Genomic DNA, 19,368 nt, shown 5'->3' with positions numbered 1-19,368 from the left:
TCTCGGTAACGGATCGGACACGACCGACGGTTCTCGGAACCGACGGCCGTCGGGGGCCGTCGGGCGGCCGGGGACGGGCGACGAGGAGGGGCTGTGCAGCTGGGGCGTGGGAGAAGGGCGGCCGCCCTCGCGTTCGCCGTCGTCGCGGGGACCCTGGGCGCCGCGCCCGCCTCCGTGGCGGCCCCGCCCGCGCCCGGGACGACCACCTCGCCCGTCCCCGACACCGTCGGGGCGGAGTTGTCCGTGTGGCCGCGCCCGCACTCCCTGCGCGCGAACGGCGCCCCGGTCGCGGTGACCGAGGAGGTTTCCCTGGTCGCGGACGCGACGGCCGACCCGTACGCCCTCGACGCCCTGCGCGCGCTGCTGCGGCAGGCCGGGGCACACCGGTTCACCGCCCCCGGCGCACCGGCGCCCGAGGGGGCGCTCGTGGTGCGCGTGGCCGCGCAGCGCCCCGCCGGCGCCCCCCGGGACGCCCTTCCCCCCGGCGGCTACGCGCTCACCACCGGCCCGGGCGCCGTCTCCCTCACCGGGGCGGACGGCGACGGCCTGTTCCACGCCGTGCAGACGCTGCGCCAGCTCCTGCGACCCGACGGCCGCTTCACCGCGGCGGTCGTCCGGGACTGGCCGGGCACCGCCGTGCGCGGCATCACCGAGGGCTTCTACGGCACCCCGTGGACGCACCGGCAGCGGCTGGCCCAGCTGGACTTCATGGGCCGCACCAAGCAGAACCGGTACCTCTACGCACCCGGCGACGACCTCCACCGGCAGGCCCGCTGGCGCGAGCCGTACCCGGCCCAGCAGCGCGCGCAGTTCCGGGAACTGGCCGAACGCGCCCGGCGCAACCACGTCACGCTCGGCTGGGCGGTGGCGCCGGGCCAGGCGATGTGCTTCGCCTCGGACGCCGACGTGCGCGCGCTGACCCGCAAGCTGGACGCGATGCGGGCACTGGGGTTCCGCGCCTTCCAGCTCCAGTTCCAGGACGTCAGCTACAGCGAGTGGCACTGCCGGGCGGACGCCGAGCGGTTCGGCTCCGGCCCCGAGGCCGCCGCCCGCGCCCAGGCGCGCGTGGCGAACGCGGTGGCCCGGCACCTGGCGGACCGCCACCCGGACTCCCCCGCCCTGTCCCTGATGCCCACCGAGTACTACGAGGACGGCTCGACCGCCTACCGGCGCGCCCTCGCGAGCGAGCTGGACGCGGGCGTCGAGGTGGCGTGGACCGGCGTCGGGGTGGTGCCGCGCACCATCACGGGCGGCCAGTTCGCCGAGGCCCGCGAGGTGTTCGGGCACCCGCTGGTGACCATGGACAACTACCCGGTGAACGACTACGCCCCCGGCCGGATCTTCCTGGGCCCCTACCAGGGCCGCGAACCGGCCGTCGCCGCGGGCTCCGCCGCCCTGCTCGCCAACGCGATGGAGCAGCCCGAGGCGTCCCGCATACCCCTGTTCACCGCCGCCGACTTCGCCTGGAACCCGCGCGACTACCGCCCCCAGGAGTCCTGGCGGGCCGCGATCGCCGACCTCGCCGGCGGGGACGCCGAGCGCCGCCGGGCCCTGGCCGCGCTCGCGGGGAACACCGCGTCCTCGGTGCTGGGCGGCGAGGAGTCGGCGTACCTGCGGCCGCTGATGGAGGACTTCTGGCGGGTCCGCGCCCGCGGCGGGGACCCGGCCGGGGCGGCCGGCCGGCTGCGGGCCGCCTTCACGGTGCTGCGCGAGACGCCCGGGCGGCTGTCCGGCACCGCGCTCGCGGTCGAGGTCGCCCCCTGGGCCGGGCAGCTGGCCCGCCACGGCGACGCCGGCCTCACCGCCCTGGACCTGCTGGAGGCCCAGCGCGCCGGGGACGCCGACGCCGCCTGGACGGCGTACCGGAGGCTGGGCGAGCAGCGGGAACGGCTGGGATCCAGCCGGGTGACGGTCGGCGAGGGCGTGCTGGACCCGTTCCTGAGCCGGGCGCGGAAGGCGTACGAGAGCTGGGCCGGCATCGACCGCGAGCCGTCCGCGCCCTCCGGCGGCCCGGCCGGCGAGCGCACCCTGCGCCTCGAGCGGACCCGCTCCCTGGACTCCGTGACGGTGCTCGCCGAACCCGGCACGCGGGGCACGGTGGAGATGCACGTGCCGGGCGGGGGCTGGCGCCGCCTCGGCGCGCTGTCCGGCACGGGCGCCACCGAGCTGCGGGCCGGCGGGCCGGCCGACGCCGTCCGGGTCACCGGGGCCGGTTCCGGCCGGGTCCGGCACCTGGTCCCCTGGTACGCGGACACGCCCGCCGCCTCCCTGGAGCTGCCCGGCGACCGCGCGGACGCCGACATCGGCGGCACCCTGCGGCTGACGGCCTCCCTCGGCTCGCTGCGCCCCGACGAGGTGCGCGGCGAACTGACCGTCGAGGCCCCAGAGGGCGTGCGGGTCGAGGTCCCCGCCGGCCCCCTGACCGCCCCGCGCGGCACGCCGCTGGAGGTGCCGGTCGAGGTGTCCGTGGCGCCGGACACTCCGGTCCGGTCGTACGAGGTCCGGTTCGGCTTCGGCGGGGCGAGCCGCACGCTGACCGTCCGCGCCGTCCCGCGCACCGGGGGCCCCGACCTGGCCCGCACCGGACGGGCGAGCTCCTCGGCCGACGAGACCCCCGACTTCCCGGCCCCGGCGGCGAACGACGGCGATCCGGAGACCCGCTGGTCGTCCCCGGTCGAGGACGACGCCTGGTGGCAGGTCGAGCTGGAGCGTCCGGTGCGGCTCGGGAGGGTCGTGCTGCACTGGCAGGAGGCGTACCCGTCGGCGTACCGCGTCGAGGTCTCGGCGGACGGCCGCACCTGGCGCACCGCGGCGGCGGTGCGGGACGGGCGCGGCGGCCGGGAGACCGTCCGCATGGACGAGCCGGAGGTGCGCCACGTCCGCGTCCAGGGCGAGAAGCGGGCCACGCCGTACGGGTACTCGCTGTGGTCGGTGGAGGCGTACGCGGTCGCGGACTGACCGCACCGGGGGCACGGACACGCGCCCCCTTCGCCCCTTTCGGCCCCCTTCGCCCCTTCTCGCCCCTGCCTCCTCCAGCTCCCCTCGGTTTTCGGCCTCCTCGGCCTTTCCGGCCTTTTCCGCGGCGACTATTCACTCAGTACATGTACGCAGTGCATAATGATCGCCATGAGCACCCGTCACATCCTGCTGGGCCTGCTCGCCTCGGGGCCGAGTCACGGCTACGACCTGAAGCGACGTCACGACGAACGGTTCCCGCAAGCCCGCCCGCTGGCCTACGGGCAGGTCTACACGACCCTGCAGCGCCTGGTCCGGGACGGCCTCGCCGAGGTGGAGGGCACCGACTCGGACGGCGGTCCGGAGCGGACGGTGTACCGCACCACGGACGACGGGGCGCGCGAACTGTCCCGCTGGGCGGGGGAGGCCGCCCCGCCCGCGCCGTTCGTGACGAACGAGATCTTCGCCAAGGTCGTGGTGTCGATCCTGTCCGGCGGCGACCCGGCCGCGTACCTGCGCGCCCAGCGCGCCGCCCACATGGCGCGGATGCGGGAGCTCACCGCGGTGAAGTCGGCACCGGGCGCGGACCTGGCGACCGTGCTCTCGGCGGACTTCGCCCTCAGCCACCTGGATGCCGACCTCCGCTGGATGACCACCACGGCGGCCCGGCTCACCACCCTGACCGCGGAGGTCGACACAGCATGAGCAACCGGGAACGGACGGGGACCGGGCGGGCGGGGGAACCGCTCCTCGAGGCCCGCGGACTGGTCAAGGCGTACGGCAGGACCCCGGCCCTGCGCGGCGCGTCCGTCGGCCTGCGCGCCGGTGAGGTCCTCGCGGTGACCGGCGCGAGCGGCAGCGGCAAGTCCACGCTGCTGCACTGCCTGTCCGGCATCGTCCGCCCGGACGCGGGCTCGGTGACCTACGCGGGCCGGCGGCTGGAGGAGATGTCCGAGAAGCGGCTGAGCGAACTGCGCCGCACCGACTTCGGGGTGGTGTTCCAGTTCGGCCAGCTCATTCCGGAGCTGACCGCGCTCGACAACGTGGCGCTGCCGCTGATGCTGGCCGGCGCCGACCGCGCCGGGGCGCAGGCGTCGGCCGGGGAGTGGCTGGAGCGGTTCGGCGTGCACGGGCAGCGGGAGCTGCGGCCCGGCGAGATGAGCGGCGGACAGGCGCAGCGGGCCGCGCTGGCCCGGGCCCTGGTCACCGGCCCGAAGGTGGTCTTCGCGGACGAGCCGACCGGAGCGCTGGACTCGCTGGCGGGCGAGCAGGTGATGACGGCCCTGGTGCACGCGGCCCGCGCGGCCGGCACGGCGGTGCTGCTGATCACGCACGACGCCCGGGTCGCGGCGTACGCCGACCGCGAGGTGCAGTTGCGGGACGGGACCGTGTCCCCGCTGGAGGTGGCGGCATGAGTTCCCTCCGCTGCGACCTGCGCCTGGCCTGGCGGCTCACGCGCGGTTCCGACCGGCGGGAGGGGTGGCGGATCGCGCTCACCGCGCTCGGCGCGGCGCTCGCCACCGGGTTCGCGCTGGCGGCCGGCGTCCTGGCCTCGCTGCGCGGCGGCCACCACGTGTCCGTCGGCGCGGGCCTGCTCAGCGAGCCCGGGACGCGCTCGGGGGTGATCCTCGGCCTGCTGCTCCTGCTGGTCGCGGCCCTCGGATTCCTCGGGCAGTGCGCCCGGATCGGGGCCGTGCACCGCGACCGGCGGCTGGCGGGGCTGCGGCTGGCCGGGGCGGCCCCGGGCCAGGTGCGGCGGATCGCGGCGCTGGAGACCGGACTGGCCTGCCTGCTCGGCTCGGCGGTCGCGACCGTCCCCTCGGTGCTGCTCCTGCCGCGCCTGTGGACGCGTCCGACCGCGCTCACCTGGACCCTGGTCGCGCTGATCGCCGTGAGCGTGCCGGCCCTGGGCGCCGCGGCGGGGGCGCTGGCCCTGCGCCGGGTGGTGGCCTCGCCGCTCGGCCGGGTGCGCCGCGCGGGGCCGCGTCCGGGCCGGGGGCCGGGGCGGCTGTTCCTGGTGGCGCTGCTGCTGGTGGCGGGAACGGCGCTGGTCGCCGTGACCGTGACGTCCACCGGCACGGCCGCCGGCCGGTCGCCCGGGCAGGGGCCGCTGACGCTGTTCGCCGGGCTGCTCGCGCTCGGCGCGGGCGCGGTGTGGCTGGCCGGGGCCGTGGCCCGGCTCCTGGGGCGGGTATGGGCGGGCCGGGCCCGGTCGGCGGCGGTGCTGATCGCGGCGGAGCGGCTGCGCGACGACCCGTGGGCGCCGGCCCGCACCCACGCGGCGGTGCTGCTGGTGACGGTCGCCGGCACCGGATTCGTGGGCGTGCGGCAGGGGCTGCTGGCCGGTCTGCGCCGCCAGGAGACCCTCGCGGCGGACATGTCCTACTACACGACGGGGCTGGACCTGGCCGCCGCCGCGATCACGGTGGGTCTGGTGCTCACCCTGTCCGGTCTCGCCGTCGGCACCGCCGAGTCGCTGGCCACCCGCCGCCGGGGACTGGCCGTGCAGGTCGCCGCCGGGGTGCCGCGCCCGGTGCTGAACCGGGCCCTGCTGCTGGAGACCGCGCTGCCGCTGGCGCCCGCGGTGCTGCTGGCGGGCGCCGGGGGCATGGCGGTCGGCACCGGCTACTGCGCGCTCGTGACCCAGGGGGGAAGCGGCCCGGTGGTCCCCTGGGCCGCCCTGCTGGTCCCGCTCGGGGTGTACGCGTCCTGCCTGCTGGCCGCGGCGACCGCCCTGCCCCTGCTGGGGCGCACGGTGCGGCCCGCGGAGCTGCGGTACGCCTGAGCGCGCGCCCCGGCCCCGGGGGACGGGGGCGCCGGGGCCCCGGGGAACGGGGCCCCGGGGAACGGGGCCCCGGGGCCGGGCGGCGGCCCGTCGCGCCCCGCGCGGACCGGCGAGGGCCCGGAAGCGCCGTCGTCAGGCGGAGATGCCGTCGATCCGGTCCAGGGCGTCGTCCGCGCCGTACGGCTGCAGGTACGGCAGCCAGCGCGGGTCCCGGTGGCCGGTGCCGATGATGCGCCAGGCCAGGCCCGTGGGCGGAGCGGGCTTGTGGCGCAGCCGCCAGCCCAGTTCGAACAGGTGCCGGTCGGCCTTCACGTGGTTGCAGCGGCGGCAGGAGGCCACCACGTTGTCCCAGACGTGCTTGCCCCCGCGGCTGCGCGGGACGACGTGGTCGACGCTGGTCGCGACGCCGCCGCAGTACATGCACCGGCCCCCGTCGCGGGCGAACAGCGCCCGGCGGGTCAGGGGGACGGGGCCCCGGTAGGGGACCCGCACGAAACGTTTGAGCCGGACCACGCTGGGCGCGGGGACGGTGACGGTGGCACTGTGCAGGTAGGCGCCGGTCTCCTCGAGGCAGACTGCCTTGTTCTCGAGGACGAGCACGAGCGCGCGGCGGAGCGGTACGACGCCGAGCGGCTCGTACGACGCGTTGAGGACCAGGACATGCGGCACGGACGGCCTCCTTGTACGCCGGCGGCGCGTGGCTCGCGCCGGGACGATCCGTAGTCAGTTTCCTCTCCTGCCTGGTGGACGCGCCACCACGTCCCGGTAACGGGCCGGGAGTGTTTTCGACCACATCCGCATTCCTCCCCAGGATCATGGCCTGTTCAAGCGCGGGTGAGGACCGTCTCTTCTTCCCACATCACGCGGATCCCCCCACAATGCCCCGTTAGTGTGGTGGTTCTGCCCGCGCCGGTGACCTTTCCGTGACCTTGACCGCCGCACCGGGGGGCGGATCGTGCACCTGGAGGTACCTGTCGTGTCCTTGTCCGCCGTCCTGTCGGTCGACGGCCCGTCGCCCACCCCCTCGGACTCCCCGACCCCGATCGTGCCCTCGCTCCAGGACGCCCAGGAGAGCGCGAGCAACGCCGCCGGCTGGGTGGAGGAGAACTGGTCGACGTGGCTCGCGATCGGGCTCCGCGTCCTGCTGATCGTGGTGATCGCGGCGGTGCTGAGAGTGGTGGTGCGGCGGGCGATCACCCAGCTCGTCGACCGCATGTCGAGGGCCGGCCAGACCGTGGAGGGCGGCGGGCTCGGCGGACTGCTGGTCAACGCCGAGCGGCGGCGCCAGCGCTCGCAGGCGATCGGCTCGGTGCTGCGCTCGGTGGCGTCGTTCCTGATCCTGGGCACGGCCGCGCTGATGGTGCTGGGCACCTTCCAGATCAACCTGGCGCCGCTGCTGGCCTCGGCCGGCGTCGCCGGCGTGGCGATCGGTTTCGGCGCGCGCAACCTGGTGACGGACTTCCTCTCCGGCGTCTTCATGATCCTGGAGGACCAGTACGGCGTCGGTGACACCATCGACGCGGGCGTGGCCTGCGGCGAGGTCATCGAGGTCGGGCTGCGGGTGACCAAGCTGCGCGGCGACGGCGGCGAGATCTGGTACGTCCGCAACGGCGAGGTCAAGCGCATCGGCAACCTCTCCCAGGGCTGGGCGACCGCCGACGTGGACGTCACGGTCCCCGCGGACGAGGACCTGGACAGGGTGAAGGGCATCCTCGTCGAGGTCGCCGAGCGGACCAGCAAGGAGGAGCCCTGGAACGAGCTCCTGTGGAGCCCGGTCGAGGTCCTCGGCCTGGACTCGGTGCTGCTGGACTCGATGGTGGTCCGCGTCTCGGCGAAGACGATGCCGGGCAAGTCCCTGGCCGTGGAGCGCGAGCTGCGCTGGCGCATCAAGCGCGCCTTCGACGCGGCCGGCGTCCGCATCGTCGGCGGTGCCACGGCCGCGGAGGACGCGCAGGCGTCCGCCCCCGACCCGGCGGCCGGCGTCGCTCCCCCCTCGGCCTACGCGAGCACGGTCTCCCCGCAGTCGGTCGCCGCGTCCCCGCTGCCCCCGTCGAACATCACCAAGTGACCGCCCCGGGGGGGGGGGGGGGGGGGGGGGGGGGGGGGGGGGGGGTCCCTCCCCTCCCCCCCCCCCCCCCCCCCCCCCCCCCCCCCCCCCTCTCCCGTACCGCCTCCCGACGCCCCCGGGCCCGACGGCACCCCGTCCGCGGCGGGGCCGGGAAGCTCCCGCGCCCGCCCGTCCCGGGAACCGGGCGGGCTTCCCCGGCGTGTTCGTGGACGGGGGGTGGTGCGGGGCGCGGTCCCCGCCGGAATTCCGGCCATCACGCCGCAATCGGACCAAGATCGTGCCAAGCCCGGTGCGGATGCCGGTCCCGGCGGCGATACTTGCCGCGACGGGTGACCCCGGGGGGAGGTCGAGTGACGCGCACGCCGGACAGCAGCACGGCACCACCGGGCCCCGCCCTGCCTCCGTCCGCACCGCGGCCCGCTCCCGCCCCGGCGCACGCGCCCGGGTCCCCCCGTTCCGCGGCCCCGCCGCCGGCCCCCCGCCGCACCGCCTTCGCCGAGGGCGTGGACCGCCTGCGCAGGGCCGCCACCACCGAACCCGGCCGCCTGCGCGCCATCGGCGCGGTCCTCGCCGCCCTCGTCCTCGCCTTCGGCGCCGTCACCGCCTGGCAGACGACCGACCGCACGGCCGCCGCGGACGCCGTGCTCACCGGCAGCCAGCCGCTCACCTCGGACGCCGCCGACATCTACCGCTCCCTGGCCGACGCCAACACCGCGGCCGCCGGCGGCTTCCTGGCGGGCGGCCAGGAGACCGCCGCCTCCCGGGACCGCTACGAGCGGGGCATCCGCACCGCCGCCGCCAAGCTCGTGGGCGCCGCGGCCAACTCGGAGCCCGGCTCCCCGTCCGCGCAGACGATCGCCCGGCTCAACCGCCTGCTCCCCGAGTACAAGGGCCTGGTGGAGCGCGCCCGCACCTACAACCGCCAGGGCTACCCCGTGGGCGGCGCCTACCTGCGGTACGCGAACGAGAAGATGCAGGAGGAGATGCTCCCGGCGGCGGAGGACCTCTACCAGAAGGAGAACCGGCGCCTGAGCGCCGACTACGCGGACGCGACCCCGTACCCCTGGGCGGCCATCGCCCTCGGTCTCCTCGCGCTGGCCGTGCTCGCCTGGGCCCAGCGCCGCACCTACCTGCGCACCCACCGCGTGTTCAACCACGGCCTGGTCGCGGCCACCGCGACGACCGCGGCGGCCCTCCTGTGGCTGACCGCCGGCCACGGCGTCGCCCGTTCGGGGCTCGACGCCTCCCACGACCACGGCGTGCGCTCGCTCAACGTGCTGCACGACGCCCGCATCGCCTCGCTGAAGGCCCGCGGCAACGAGAACCTCACGCTGGTGGCCCGGGGCGCCGAGACGAAGAGGGTCGGCGACGAGACCGTGGACGCGTACGACCACGACTTCGAACGTGAGATGGACGCCCTCTCCGAGGGCCTCCGGCGGGCGGAGCGGCTCGCGGACGACGACGGCGGCGCGCGCCCGGTCACCGCGGCGGCGGGCGCCGTGGCCGAGTGGCACGAGCGGCACGAGGCGGCCCGCGAGCAGGACGAGAACGGCGACTACCAGCGGGCGCTGGCCCTGGTGATCGGCGCCGAGGGCACCACCGGCGAGTGCTTCGACAGCGTCGACGAGAACCTGGCCGCGGCGCTCGAGCACGAGCAGGGCGAGTTCCGGCGGGCGGCCGGCGACGGCCGGGACGCGCTGACGGGCCTGCCGGCGGGCGCGGCCGTCCTCGCGGTGGCGGGCGCGGCCGGCGCGGTGCTGGGCATCGGCCGCAGGCTGTCGGAGTACCGGTGAGAGGGGGCGTGACGGTGAACGCACGACGTCTGCGGGCCGCTGCGCGGGGCCGGGGCGGGGTGGGCGCGGCGGCCGCCGGGTGCGTCCTCGCGCTGGTCCTCGCGCTGACCCCGGACCGCGTCGGGGACCCGGCCGGCGGCACCGCCGGGGCCACCGGCCGGCCCCTGACCCACACCGCCCCGGCGCCCCTGCCCCATGCCGCCCCGGCCCGGGCGGACGAGGAGTGCGCGGACCCCGAGAAGCAGACCCTGCCCCCCTCCCGCGCGGACGGCGCCACCATCGAGGCGATCAAGAACCGCCGGGGCGAGAAGCGCAAACTGGTCGTCGGGGTCGACCAGAACAGCTACCACTGGGGCTACCGGGACCCCAACAGCGGTGAGAGCGGGCGGCTCGAGGGGTTCGACATCGACCTGGTGCACCGCATCGCCGAGGACGTACTCGGCGACCCGGAGGCGGTCCAGTTCAGGGCGATACCCACCGACCAGCGCATCCCCGCGATCCGGGACGGCCGGGTCGACATGGTGGTCCGCACCATGACGATCAACTGCGCGCGGCTGCGGGAAGTGGCCTTCTCCGCACCGTACTTCAGGACGGGCCAGCAGGTCCTGGCCCCGAAGTCGTCACCGGTCCAGGGTTACGACGGGACGCTCGCGCACCGGAGGATCTGCACGGCGGCGGGCTCCACCGCGTACGCGAAGCTGGAGGAGGACCGCAGGGCGGGCGTGCTCCCGGAGTCCGCCGACATCCGCACCACCGTCCCCAACCAGCTGGACTGTCTGGTGCGCCTGCAGCTCGGCGAGGTGGACGCGGTGGTCACCGACGGCGCGCTCGCGGCGAGCCTGGCCACGCAGGACCCCACGGTCCAGCTCAAGGGCGAGGCCTTCACGACCGAGTACTACGGCGTGGCGATGAAGAAGGACGCGGACGACCTGGTCCGCCGGGTCAACCAGATCCTGGTGGACTTCCGGGCGGACACCGAGGACGGCTGGCGGGCCTCGTACGAGACGTGGTTGTCGGCCACGCTGGGCGGGGATCCATCGAAGTCGGAACCACCCGCACCCGTGTACGCGCGCGGGAGCTGACCCCGGCCCGCACCGACGGGACACCACGACCGCCGACGACCGGCACACCGACCCGCCACCGACCACGGACCGCCACCACGGACCACGGACCACCACGAACCACGGACCGCCACCGAGAACCGAGAACCGAGAGACGACAGCACACCGCAACCCCCCACCAACCCCGCAGCGAGAGGTGATCGATGGGCGACACGGACCCCACCGGGCCGGTGATGGACCGGGACGAGGTGGACCGTGCGCTGGCGCGGCTGGGCGCGGAGCACGAGGCGATCGAGACGTCGCTCCTCGCCCTGCAGGACCACGCGGGCCGGAGACTGCTGGAAGGCGCACGGCTCACCGGACTCACCCAGGAGCGCTGGACGGCCACGGAGGCGGCGATCACGCTGCTGTGGACGTACTTCGACGCGTACACGGACGCGTTGCGCACCGCCCGGGACATCCGGGCCCGCCGCCGCTGGTCCAGCCGTGAGGACCTGGTGGAGCTGACGGAGCTGCTGCGCGGCGAGTGCGTCACGGTGGCGGGTTCGGCGGCCGTCGGCGCGAACGCCCCGGCGCCGGACGGCCCGGGGAGCCGCCTCAGCGAGCGCTACTCCCTGGCGGCCCTCGTCGAGCGGATGAACGAGCTGTACGCGTCCTCGCTCGACGTGGTCGTCGCCGCGGACGTGGTGTGGTCGGCGCTGCCCGCCCGGATCGACCTGCTGGCCGCCGAACTCCGGCGCACCCGCGAGCTCGCGCACTCCGTCGGGGTGCGCCCCGGCGAGCACCCGGCCGGTGACGACCTGGAGCGGATCACCCGCACGCTGACCCGGCTGCGCGAGCAGGTGATCTCCGACCCGCTGGCGTTCTGGCAGCCGGCCCGGGGCAGTTCGGCGCCGGGCGGCGGCCGGCCGGACACCTCGGTGTACGACCGCGAGGCGCGTGCCCTGGAGGACGTGCGCCGTGAGATCGACGCGGTGCTGACGGTCCGCCAGGACGCCGAGAAGCGCATCGTCCGGCTGCGGGACGTGCTCTCCCGCGCGGACCGCACCCTCGCCGAGGCCCGCACCGCCCGCGGCGAGGTGCTGGCGAAGATCGCCGCGACGGAGGTGCCGGCCGTCAGCGGGCCGCCGACCGCGCTGCAGGAGCAGCTGTCGGCGGCCGCCGAGTACCGCCGGCACGCCCAGTGGCACCGCCTGTCGCCCCTGCTGGAGGCCCTGGAGCAGCAGGCGGAGGACGAACTGCTGCGCGCCCGCGAGTCGTTGACCGCGGTCACCGCGCCCCTGGCGGTCCGCGCCGAGCTGCGCGGCCGGCTGGACGCGTACAAGGCGAAGACGGCCCGGCTCGGCCTCGCCGAGGACCCCGTCCTGGTGGAGCGGTACGAGAGGGCGCGCCGCATGCTGTGGAGCGCGCCCTGCGACCTGCGCGCCGCCGAACAGGCGGTGCTGCGCTACCAGCAGGCGGCCGCGGAACTGCTCGGCGGCGCCCCGCGGGTGCCCGGCCGGGACGGACCGGACCGGGGCGCGCCCGACGACCGGAGGGGGCCGGGCGCATGAGGGACGAGGGGGAGGCGGCCGCATGAGCCGGACGGAGCACGAGGGGGAGGACCGGACCCACGCCCGGGACCCGCGCGCGCCGCGGCCCCCCGGCCCGGCCCCGGCGCGGCCGTCCCCGGGCGGCTGCCGGCGCCCCGGCTGCGGCGGCGCGTACGAGGACGTCGGCGGCGGCGAGCTGTACTGCGACACCTGCGGTCTCGCCCCGGTGGCACCGGCACCGGGCTCTCCCCCGGCCGTGGGGGCGCCCCCGCCCGGGCCGGGCGGGGAGCCCGGGGAGGGACTGGTCGGCTCGCTCCCGACCGGCGTCACGGGCGGCGGCCGGGGCTCGCGCGGCAGCGGCACCGGCAGCGAGGGCTCCGGCGGCCGCGGCGCGCGGTCGTCGTCGCAGTCGTCGAGGTCCCGGCGCTCGGTCTCGGGACGGCTCTCCCGCTCGCTGTCGGGCCGGACCACGGGCCGCTCGGTGTCGGTGCGCAGCTCCGGCTCCACCGCCGGCCCCTCGGGCCGGGGCCGGCTCGGCGCCGGGCTGGTCGAGGTGCCGCCGATCCCGCGGCCCGACCCGCGCGCGATGGTGCTGGAGAACCCCGAGGTGCCGGAGCGGAAGCGGTTCTGCTCACGCGCGGACTGCGGGGCGCCGGTGGGCCGGGCCCGCAGCGGCCGGCCGGGACGCACCGAGGGCTTCTGCACCAAGTGCGGCCACCCGTACTCGTTCGTCCCGAAGCTGCGGACCGGGGACGTGGTGCACGGCCAGTACGAGGTGGCCGGCTGCCTGGCGCACGGCGGTCTGGGCTGGATCTACCTGGCCGTGGACCGGGCGGTCTCCGACCGCTGGGTGGTCCTCAAGGGCCTGCTGGACACCGGCGACCAGGACGCGATGGCGGCGGCGATCTCCGAGCGGCGCTTCCTCGCGGAGATCGAGCACGCCAACATCGTGCGGATCTACAACTTCGTGGAGCACCTGGACCAGCGCACCGGCTCCCTCGACGGCTACATCGTCATGGAGTACGTCGGCGGCAAGTCCCTGAAGGAGATCGCCAACGCCCGCCGCACCCCCCGGGGCAGGCGCGACCCGCTGCCGGTGGAGCAGGCGTGCGCGTACGGCATCGAGGCGCTGGAGGCGCTCGGCCACCTGCACGACCGCAACCTGCTGTACTGCGACTTCAAGGTCGACAACGCGATCCAGACCGAGGACCAGCTGAAGCTGATCGACATGGGCGCGGTGCGCAGGGCGGACGACGAGGAGTCGGCCATCTACGGCACGGTCGGCTACCAGGCACCCGAGGTCGCGGAGGCCGGCCCGTCGGTGGCGTCCGACCTGTACACGGTCGCCCGGACGCTCGCCGTCCTCACGTTCGACTTCCAGGGCTACACCAACGTCTACGCGGACCGCCTGCCCGACCCGGACACCGTCGAGGTCTTCCGGCGGTACGAGTCCTTCTACCGGCTCCTGGTCCGCGCCACCGACCCGGACCCGGCCCGCCGGTTCGCCTCCGCGCGGGAGATGGCCGAGCAGCTGACGGGGGTCCTGCGCGAGGTCGTCTCCCTCCGGTCGGGCCGCGCCCGCCCGGCCCTGTCCACCCTGTTCGGCCCGGAACCGCGCGTGACGGACACGGAGTTGTTCCCCCCGCAGGACGGGGACGTCTCCCGGCTGGGGGCCCGGGTGGTCCGGCCGCGCCGGGGAGGGTCCCCGGCGCGGCCGCTGCCCGCCCCCGGCGGCGGTCCCCCCGGCGGCGCGCCCGGCCCGGTCCGGCCGGTCGACGCCCCCGCCGCCGCGCTCGCCCTGCCGGTGCCGCACGTCGATCCCGCCGACCCCAACGCCGGTCTCCTCGCCGGGCTGCTGGCGTCGGCGCCCGGGGAACTGGTCCACGCGCTCGCCGCCGCGCCCGCCCCGTCGACCGAGGTCCGGCTGCGCCGGATCCGCGCCCGGCTGGAGACCGGTGAGCCGGCCGCCGCGCTCCGGGCGCTGCGCACCCTGGAGGAGGAGCACCCCGACGACTGGCGGGTGGTCTGGTACCGGGGCGTGGCCGCCCTCGTCACCGGCGACCACGAGGGCGCCGCGCTCGCCTTCGACGCGGTCTACGACGCCTTCCCGGGCGAGATCGCGCCGAAGCTGGCGCTCGGCCTGTGCGCGGAGGTGCTGGGCCAGGCGGACAACGCCGCCGAGTACTACCGCCTGGTGTGGTCGACCGATCCGAGCCACGTGAGCGCCGCGTTCGGGCTGGCCCGCGTCCGGTTCGCGGCCGGGGACCGGCGCGGCGCCGTGACGGCGCTGGAGTCGGTGCCGGAGTCGTCCATCCACTACACCGCCGCCCGCGTGGCGGCCGTCCGCGCCCGGCTGCGCGGGCGCACCGCCACGCCCGGCGACACACCGTTCCTGGACGACCTGATCGCCGCCGCCGGGCAGGTGGAGGCCCTGGAGGCGTACGGTCTGGACCCGGCGCGGCGCGAGCAGTTGTCGGTCGAGGTGCTGGGCTGCGGCCTGGACTGGGTACTCTCCGGGGGCCAGGGTTCCGCTCCTCCCGCCACCGGGGGACGGACACTGCTCGGCAACGGCCTGGACGAGCGGGGGCTGCGCTTCGGACTGGAGCGCGCGTACCGCACGCTGGCCCGGCTGGCGCCGAGCGGCGAGGAGAGGATCGACCTGGTGGAACGTGCCAACCGTTACCGCCCCCGGACGTGGGTGTAGTTGATGTCGCAGATGCCCCAGCAGGCCGCTCTGTCGAAGTGCCCGAGCTGCGAGGAACCCCTCGAGTCGGGTGATCGTTTCTGCGGTGCGTGCGGATACGACCTGTCCGCGGTTCCCGCACGGCCGACGGACGCGCCGACCATCGTCCTGAACGGCTCGGTGCCGCCCCAGGAGGCGGCGGACCGGGACCGTCCCCGGCCCGCGCCCGGGCCGGCCGGAGGGGAGCCGTCCGGGCCGGCCGCGCACCCCGCCCCCGCCGCGCCCCGCCCCGCGGACCGGGGGACGCCCGTACCGCCGCCCCCTCCGGCACCGCCGGCCGCGCCGCCCCCCGGCGTGCGCCTCGACCGCCCCGCACCGGCGGACCCGCGGCCGGCCGCACCGCCGGACGCCCCGCCGGCCCCCCGGCAGCCCGGCGACGGGCGGTCGCCGGACCGGCCCGACGAGTACCCGCTCCAGGCGCCGGACCCGCGGGTGGCCGCCGAGTCGGCGCGGGCCGCCGGCGCCGCGGTGTGCGTGGCCTGCCGCGCGGGCCGGGTGGACGACGACGGCTACTGCGAGAACTGCGGCCACGCCCAGCCGCGCGAACGGGACCACATGGAACAGGAATGCGGCCCCGTGGCCGCGGTCAGCGACCGCGGCCTGCGCCACCACCGCAACGAGGACGCCTTCGCCGTCGGCACCACCGCGCTGCCCGACGGCACCCCCGCCTGCGTGGCGGTCGTCTGCGACGGCGTCTCCTCGGCGACCCGCCCCGACGAGGCCTCGCTGGCCGCCTCCCGCGCGGCGAACGCGTCGCTGCTCGCCGCCCTGCCGCGCGGCACGCACCCGCAGCAGGCGATGCACGACGCGATCGTCGCCGCCTCCGACGCGGTCAACGCGCTGGCCGGCGAGCCCGCGGCGGCCCGGGAGCACGCCCCGCACCAGAACGCCCCGGCCTGCACCCTCGTCGGCGCCGTGGTCACCGACGGCCTGCTGGTCGTCGGCTGGGTGGGCGACAGTCGCGTCTACTGGGTCCCGGTCGACCGCTCCGCCCCCGCGGCCCGGCTCACCGAGGACGACTCCTGGGCCGCCCAGATGGTCGCCGCGGGCCTGATGGGCGAGGCCGAGGCGTACGCCGACCAGCGCGCCCACGCGATCACCGGCTGGCTCGGCGCGGACGCCTACGAACTGGAGCCGCACACCGCGTCCTTCAAGCCGGACCGCCCCGGTGTGGTCGTGGTCTGCACGGACGGCCTGTGGAACTACGCGGAGTCGGCCGGGGAGATGGCCCGGGTGCTGCCCGCCGACGCCGCCGTGCGCCCCCTGCACGGCGCCCGGGTGCTGGTCGGTCACGCCCTCGACGGCGGGGGCCACGACAACGTAACAGTGGCCCTCGTGCCGTTCCCGGCCGTCCCCCCGGGGGCAGGATCGGCCTGAGGTCCCGCACGGGAAGCCTCTCGCGGGGAGCCTCGACGGACCGGAGGGGACCGGTCCGTCATCCGTCGTCGCCCCGCGCCGCCGGGGCACCTTCAGGGGGAGCGAAGCGGGCATGGCCAATTTCTCGAAATCGAACGTGCCGCAGTTCTCGGTGGACGTCTACCAGAACGAGTACCTGCCGGAGGGCGCCGGCGAGGTCAACGCCATCGTCACGGTGACCGCGACCGGGGGCGGCACCGTCGGCAGCGCGGTGACGGCGCCCCACTTCTACTCGCCCGGCCGGGGGCCGTCGGCGGCGGTGGTCCTGATGGTCGACTGCTCGGGCTCGATGGACTACCCGCCGACCAAGATGCGCAACGCCCGCGACGCGACGGCCGCCGCGATCGACGCCCTGCGCGACGGCGTGCACTTCGCGGTGGTCGGCGGCACGCACGTGGCCAGGGAGGTCTACCCCGGCGCCGGCCGGCTCGCGGTCGCCGACGCCACCACCCGCGACCAGGCCAAGCAGGCCCTGCGCAGGCTGGGCGCGGGCGGGGGCACCGCCATCGGCACCTGGCTGCGGCTGGCCGACCGGCTGCTGGCGTCGGCGGACGTGGCGATCCGGCACGGCATCCTGCTCACCGACGGCCGCAACGAGCACGAGTCGCCCGAGGACCTGAGGACGGCCCTGGACGCGTGCGCCGGGCGGTTCACCTGCGACGCCCGGGGCGTGGGCACCGACTGGGAGGTGAAAGAAGTCACAGGGATCGCCTCCGCCCTCCTCGGCAGCGCCGACATCGTCGCCGACCCGGCCGGACTCGCCGCCGACTTCACGCGGATGATGGAGACGGCGATGGGCAAGGAGGTCGCGGACGTCTTCCTGCGGCTGTGGAGTCCGGTCGGCGCGACTGTGAAATTCGTCAAACAGGTCGCGCCCGCGGTCGAGGACCTCACCGACCGGCGCACCGGGGCCGGCCCGCGGGCGGGCGACTACCCCCTGGGGTCCTGGGGGGACGAGTCCCGCGACTACCACGTCTGCGTCGAGGTCCCGCCCGCGCACCTCGGCCAGGAGATGCTGGCGGCCCGCATCTCCCTGGTGATTCCCCAACCCGACGGCGGAGCACAGAACTTGGGCGCGCAGGGCCTGGTGCGGGCGGTGTGGACGGACGACATGGCCGCCTCGACGTCGATCAACCCCCAGGTCGCCCACTACACCGGCCAGGCCGAACTGGCGGAAGCCATCCGGGAAGGGCTCGATCTGCGCAAAGCGGGGGATTCCGACGGAGCAACGGCCAAACTGGGCCGCGCCGTTCAGCTCGCGAGCGCCTCCGGCAACGCGGACACTGCGAAACTGCTTGCGAAGGTGGTGGACGTGGTCGACGCCGCGACCGGTACTGTGCGACTGAAGACGAAGGTCGAGGAGGCCGACGAGATGACGCTCGAGACCCGGTCCACCAAGACCGTTCGTGTGAAGAAGTGACCCTGACGTGATCGAGCCCGGCCCCTCGGGGCCGGAGAAACCCGGCCGGGACCGGCCGGACAAGGAGAGGGGGAAGCGCCGACATGCCGACCTGCCCGAACGGACACCAGTCGGGTTCCGACGACTGGTGCGAGGTGTGCGGTCACCGCATGGCGGGTGCCGTACCCCCGCCTCCTCCCCCGCCGCCCCCGGCCGGCGGGGGCTACGGATTCCCGCCGCCCGGCGGCCCGGGAGGCCCCGGTGGTCCCGGCGGTCCTGCAGGCCCCGGTGGTCCCGGCGGTCCTGCAGGCCCCGGTGGTCCCGGCGGTGGTCCGGCGGGCCCCGGCGGCTTCGGCGGCCGTCCCCCGGAGCTGTGCCCGCAGTGCCGCACGCCCCGCGAGGGCGCCGCGCCGTTCTGCGAGGAGTGCCGGTGGAACTTCCTGACGAACACGGCGACCTCGTACACCCCGGCCGCCCCGCGTCCGCCGGCCCCCGGCCCGGGCGGACCGTTCCAGCAGTCCCCCGGCCCGTCGTACGGCGGTGACTCCTACGAGTACCAGGGCTCGCGCCCCTCGCAGGTGAACCGGCCCGCCGAGCCGATCCCGCCGGGCCCGCACGGCTTCGGCGACCCCTCGCGTCCGGTACCGCCGCCGCCCGGCCCGGGCGGTCCCGGTGGCCCCGGCGGTCCCGGTGCCCCGCAGGCGTTCCGGTCCGGGCCGCCCGCCCCGCCCGGGTTCCCGCAGGAGACCGGCCGTCCGCAGCAGGGCGGACCGTCCTTCGGCGGCGGTGAGGACGACTGGGTGATCCCCCCGCCGTCCGGCGGTCACGGCGGTCCCGGTGGTCACAACGGACCCGGCGGCCCCGGCGGTCACGGTGGGCCCGGCGGTCACGGCGGTCACGGCGGTCACGGCGGTCCGAACAACGCCGGTCAGCACGGCGGGTACGGCTACCCGCAGCCCGGCGCGACCCAGGCTCCGCCCGGGCCCGGCGGCTTCCCGCAGCAGCCTCCCCGGCCCCAGGGCCCGGTGACGTGGACCGCGACCATCGGTCCGGACCGCGAGTACTTCATGGCGATGATGCAGCGCTCCGGCCCCGAGGCCGCGGGCCTGAACCTGCCCGCGTACTCGCCCGAGCAGCAGCGCACGCTCACCGGCAACCAGATCACCATCGGCCGCCGCCGGCACTCCACCGGCGACACCCCCGACATCGACCTGTCGACGCCGCCGGAGGACCCGGGCGTCTCGCACCAGCACGCGGTGCTGGTGCAGCAGCCGGACGGCGGCTGGGCGGTCGTCGACCAGAACTCGACGAACGGCACGACGGTCAACGGCTCGGACGAGCCGATCCAGCCGTTCGTCCCGGTCCCGCTGCAGGACGGCGACCGGGTCCACGTGGGCGCCTGGACGACGATCACCATCCGCCGGGGCTGATCCAACGGGACCGGCGCCGCGGGCCGCGGCGTCCGCGCCGCGGCCCGCCCCGTCCCCGGTGGTACGGGGGCGGGTGGCCCCAGGGCCTTTCGGCGGGGGGGGGGGGGGGACCACCAGCGCGGTCCTACACACCACAGGGGAGACGGGGCGCAGCGCCCCGCATCTTGCGCTCTTTGTAAGAGGACG

13 protein-coding genes are annotated in these 19,368 nt (G+C 76.4%); 12 read left to right on the top strand and 1 reads right to left on the bottom strand.

Features of this window, described 5'->3' with window-relative positions; all coding sequences use genetic code 11:
* Positions 1–93 precede the first annotated feature (93 nt).
* The 4 genes from ACZ56B_RS14255 (at position 94) to ACZ56B_RS14240 (ending at position 5,740) form a co-directional block, all read left to right on the top strand.
* Entirely contained in the window at positions 94–2,958 is a 2,865-nt protein-coding gene (locus ACZ56B_RS14255) for a beta-N-acetylglucosaminidase domain-containing protein (RefSeq protein WP_468789692.1), read from the top strand.
* 168 nt (positions 2,959–3,126) lie between these two features.
* Entirely contained in the window at positions 3,127–3,660 is a 534-nt protein-coding gene (locus ACZ56B_RS14250) for a PadR family transcriptional regulator (RefSeq protein ID WP_468789690.1), read from the top strand.
* Positions 3,657–4,370 (top strand): ABC transporter ATP-binding protein, encoded by a 714-nt coding sequence (locus tag ACZ56B_RS14245; RefSeq protein ID WP_468789688.1) that lies wholly within the window; start codon positions 3,657–3,659, stop codon positions 4,368–4,370. Before ACZ56B_RS14250 ends, ACZ56B_RS14245 begins: the two co-directional genes overlap by 4 nt.
* Positions 4,367–5,740 (top strand): FtsX-like permease family protein, encoded by a 1,374-nt coding sequence (locus tag ACZ56B_RS14240; protein WP_468789686.1) that lies wholly within the window; start codon positions 4,367–4,369, stop codon positions 5,738–5,740. The genes ACZ56B_RS14245 and ACZ56B_RS14240 overlap by 4 nt, the downstream gene beginning before the upstream one ends.
* Before the next feature lie 132 nt (positions 5,741–5,872).
* On the opposite strand, the gene ACZ56B_RS14235 is transcribed toward ACZ56B_RS14240, so the two are convergent.
* Positions 5,873–6,409 (bottom strand): HNH endonuclease, encoded by a 537-nt coding sequence (locus ACZ56B_RS14235; RefSeq protein WP_468789684.1) that lies wholly within the window; start codon positions 6,407–6,409, stop codon positions 5,873–5,875.
* Positions 6,410–6,716: 307 nt separating this feature from the next.
* On the opposite strand from ACZ56B_RS14235, the gene ACZ56B_RS14230 reads away from it, so the two are divergent.
* The 8 genes from ACZ56B_RS14230 to ACZ56B_RS14195 all read left to right on the top strand — a co-directional run bounded on the left by ACZ56B_RS14230 (position 6,717) and on the right by ACZ56B_RS14195 (position 19,182).
* Entirely contained in the window at positions 6,717–7,808 is a 1,092-nt protein-coding gene (locus tag ACZ56B_RS14230) for a mechanosensitive ion channel family protein (protein ID WP_468789682.1), read from the top strand.
* A gap of 350 nt (positions 7,809–8,158) precedes the next feature.
* Positions 8,159–9,601, top strand: a complete 1,443-nt coding sequence (locus ACZ56B_RS14225; protein ID WP_468789680.1) for a hypothetical protein — start codon at positions 8,159–8,161, stop codon at positions 9,599–9,601.
* Between the two features lie 14 nt (positions 9,602–9,615).
* Entirely contained in the window at positions 9,616–10,683 is a 1,068-nt protein-coding gene (locus ACZ56B_RS14220) for a glutamate ABC transporter substrate-binding protein (protein WP_468789678.1), read from the top strand.
* A 182-nt stretch (positions 10,684–10,865) separates the two neighbouring features.
* On the top strand, positions 10,866–12,215 hold the full coding sequence (locus tag ACZ56B_RS14215; RefSeq protein WP_468789676.1) for a coiled-coil domain-containing protein: 1,350 nt from the start codon (positions 10,866–10,868) through the stop codon (positions 12,213–12,215).
* A 22-nt stretch (positions 12,216–12,237) separates the two neighbouring features.
* Positions 12,238–14,898 carry a serine/threonine-protein kinase gene (locus tag ACZ56B_RS14210; RefSeq protein WP_468789674.1) on the top strand — a complete coding sequence of 887 codons (2,661 nt, stop codon included), beginning with the start codon at positions 12,238–12,240 and terminating at the stop codon, positions 14,896–14,898.
* 3 nt (positions 14,899–14,901) lie between these two features.
* Entirely contained in the window at positions 14,902–16,314 is a 1,413-nt protein-coding gene (locus ACZ56B_RS14205) for a PP2C family serine/threonine-protein phosphatase (protein WP_468789672.1), read from the top strand.
* A 112-nt stretch (positions 16,315–16,426) separates the two neighbouring features.
* Positions 16,427–17,773 (top strand): vWA domain-containing protein, encoded by a 1,347-nt coding sequence (locus ACZ56B_RS14200; protein ID WP_468789670.1) that lies wholly within the window; start codon positions 16,427–16,429, stop codon positions 17,771–17,773.
* Between the two features lie 83 nt (positions 17,774–17,856).
* Positions 17,857–19,182 (top strand): FHA domain-containing protein, encoded by a 1,326-nt coding sequence (locus ACZ56B_RS14195; protein ID WP_468789668.1) that lies wholly within the window; start codon positions 17,857–17,859, stop codon positions 19,180–19,182.
* Positions 19,183–19,368 lie beyond the last annotated feature (186 nt).

This window comes from Streptomyces sp. NPDC034670 (assembly GCF_055574875.1).
The sequence above is the reverse complement of the archived record's forward strand: the minus strand, read 5'-3'. Positions and strand labels throughout refer to the sequence as shown.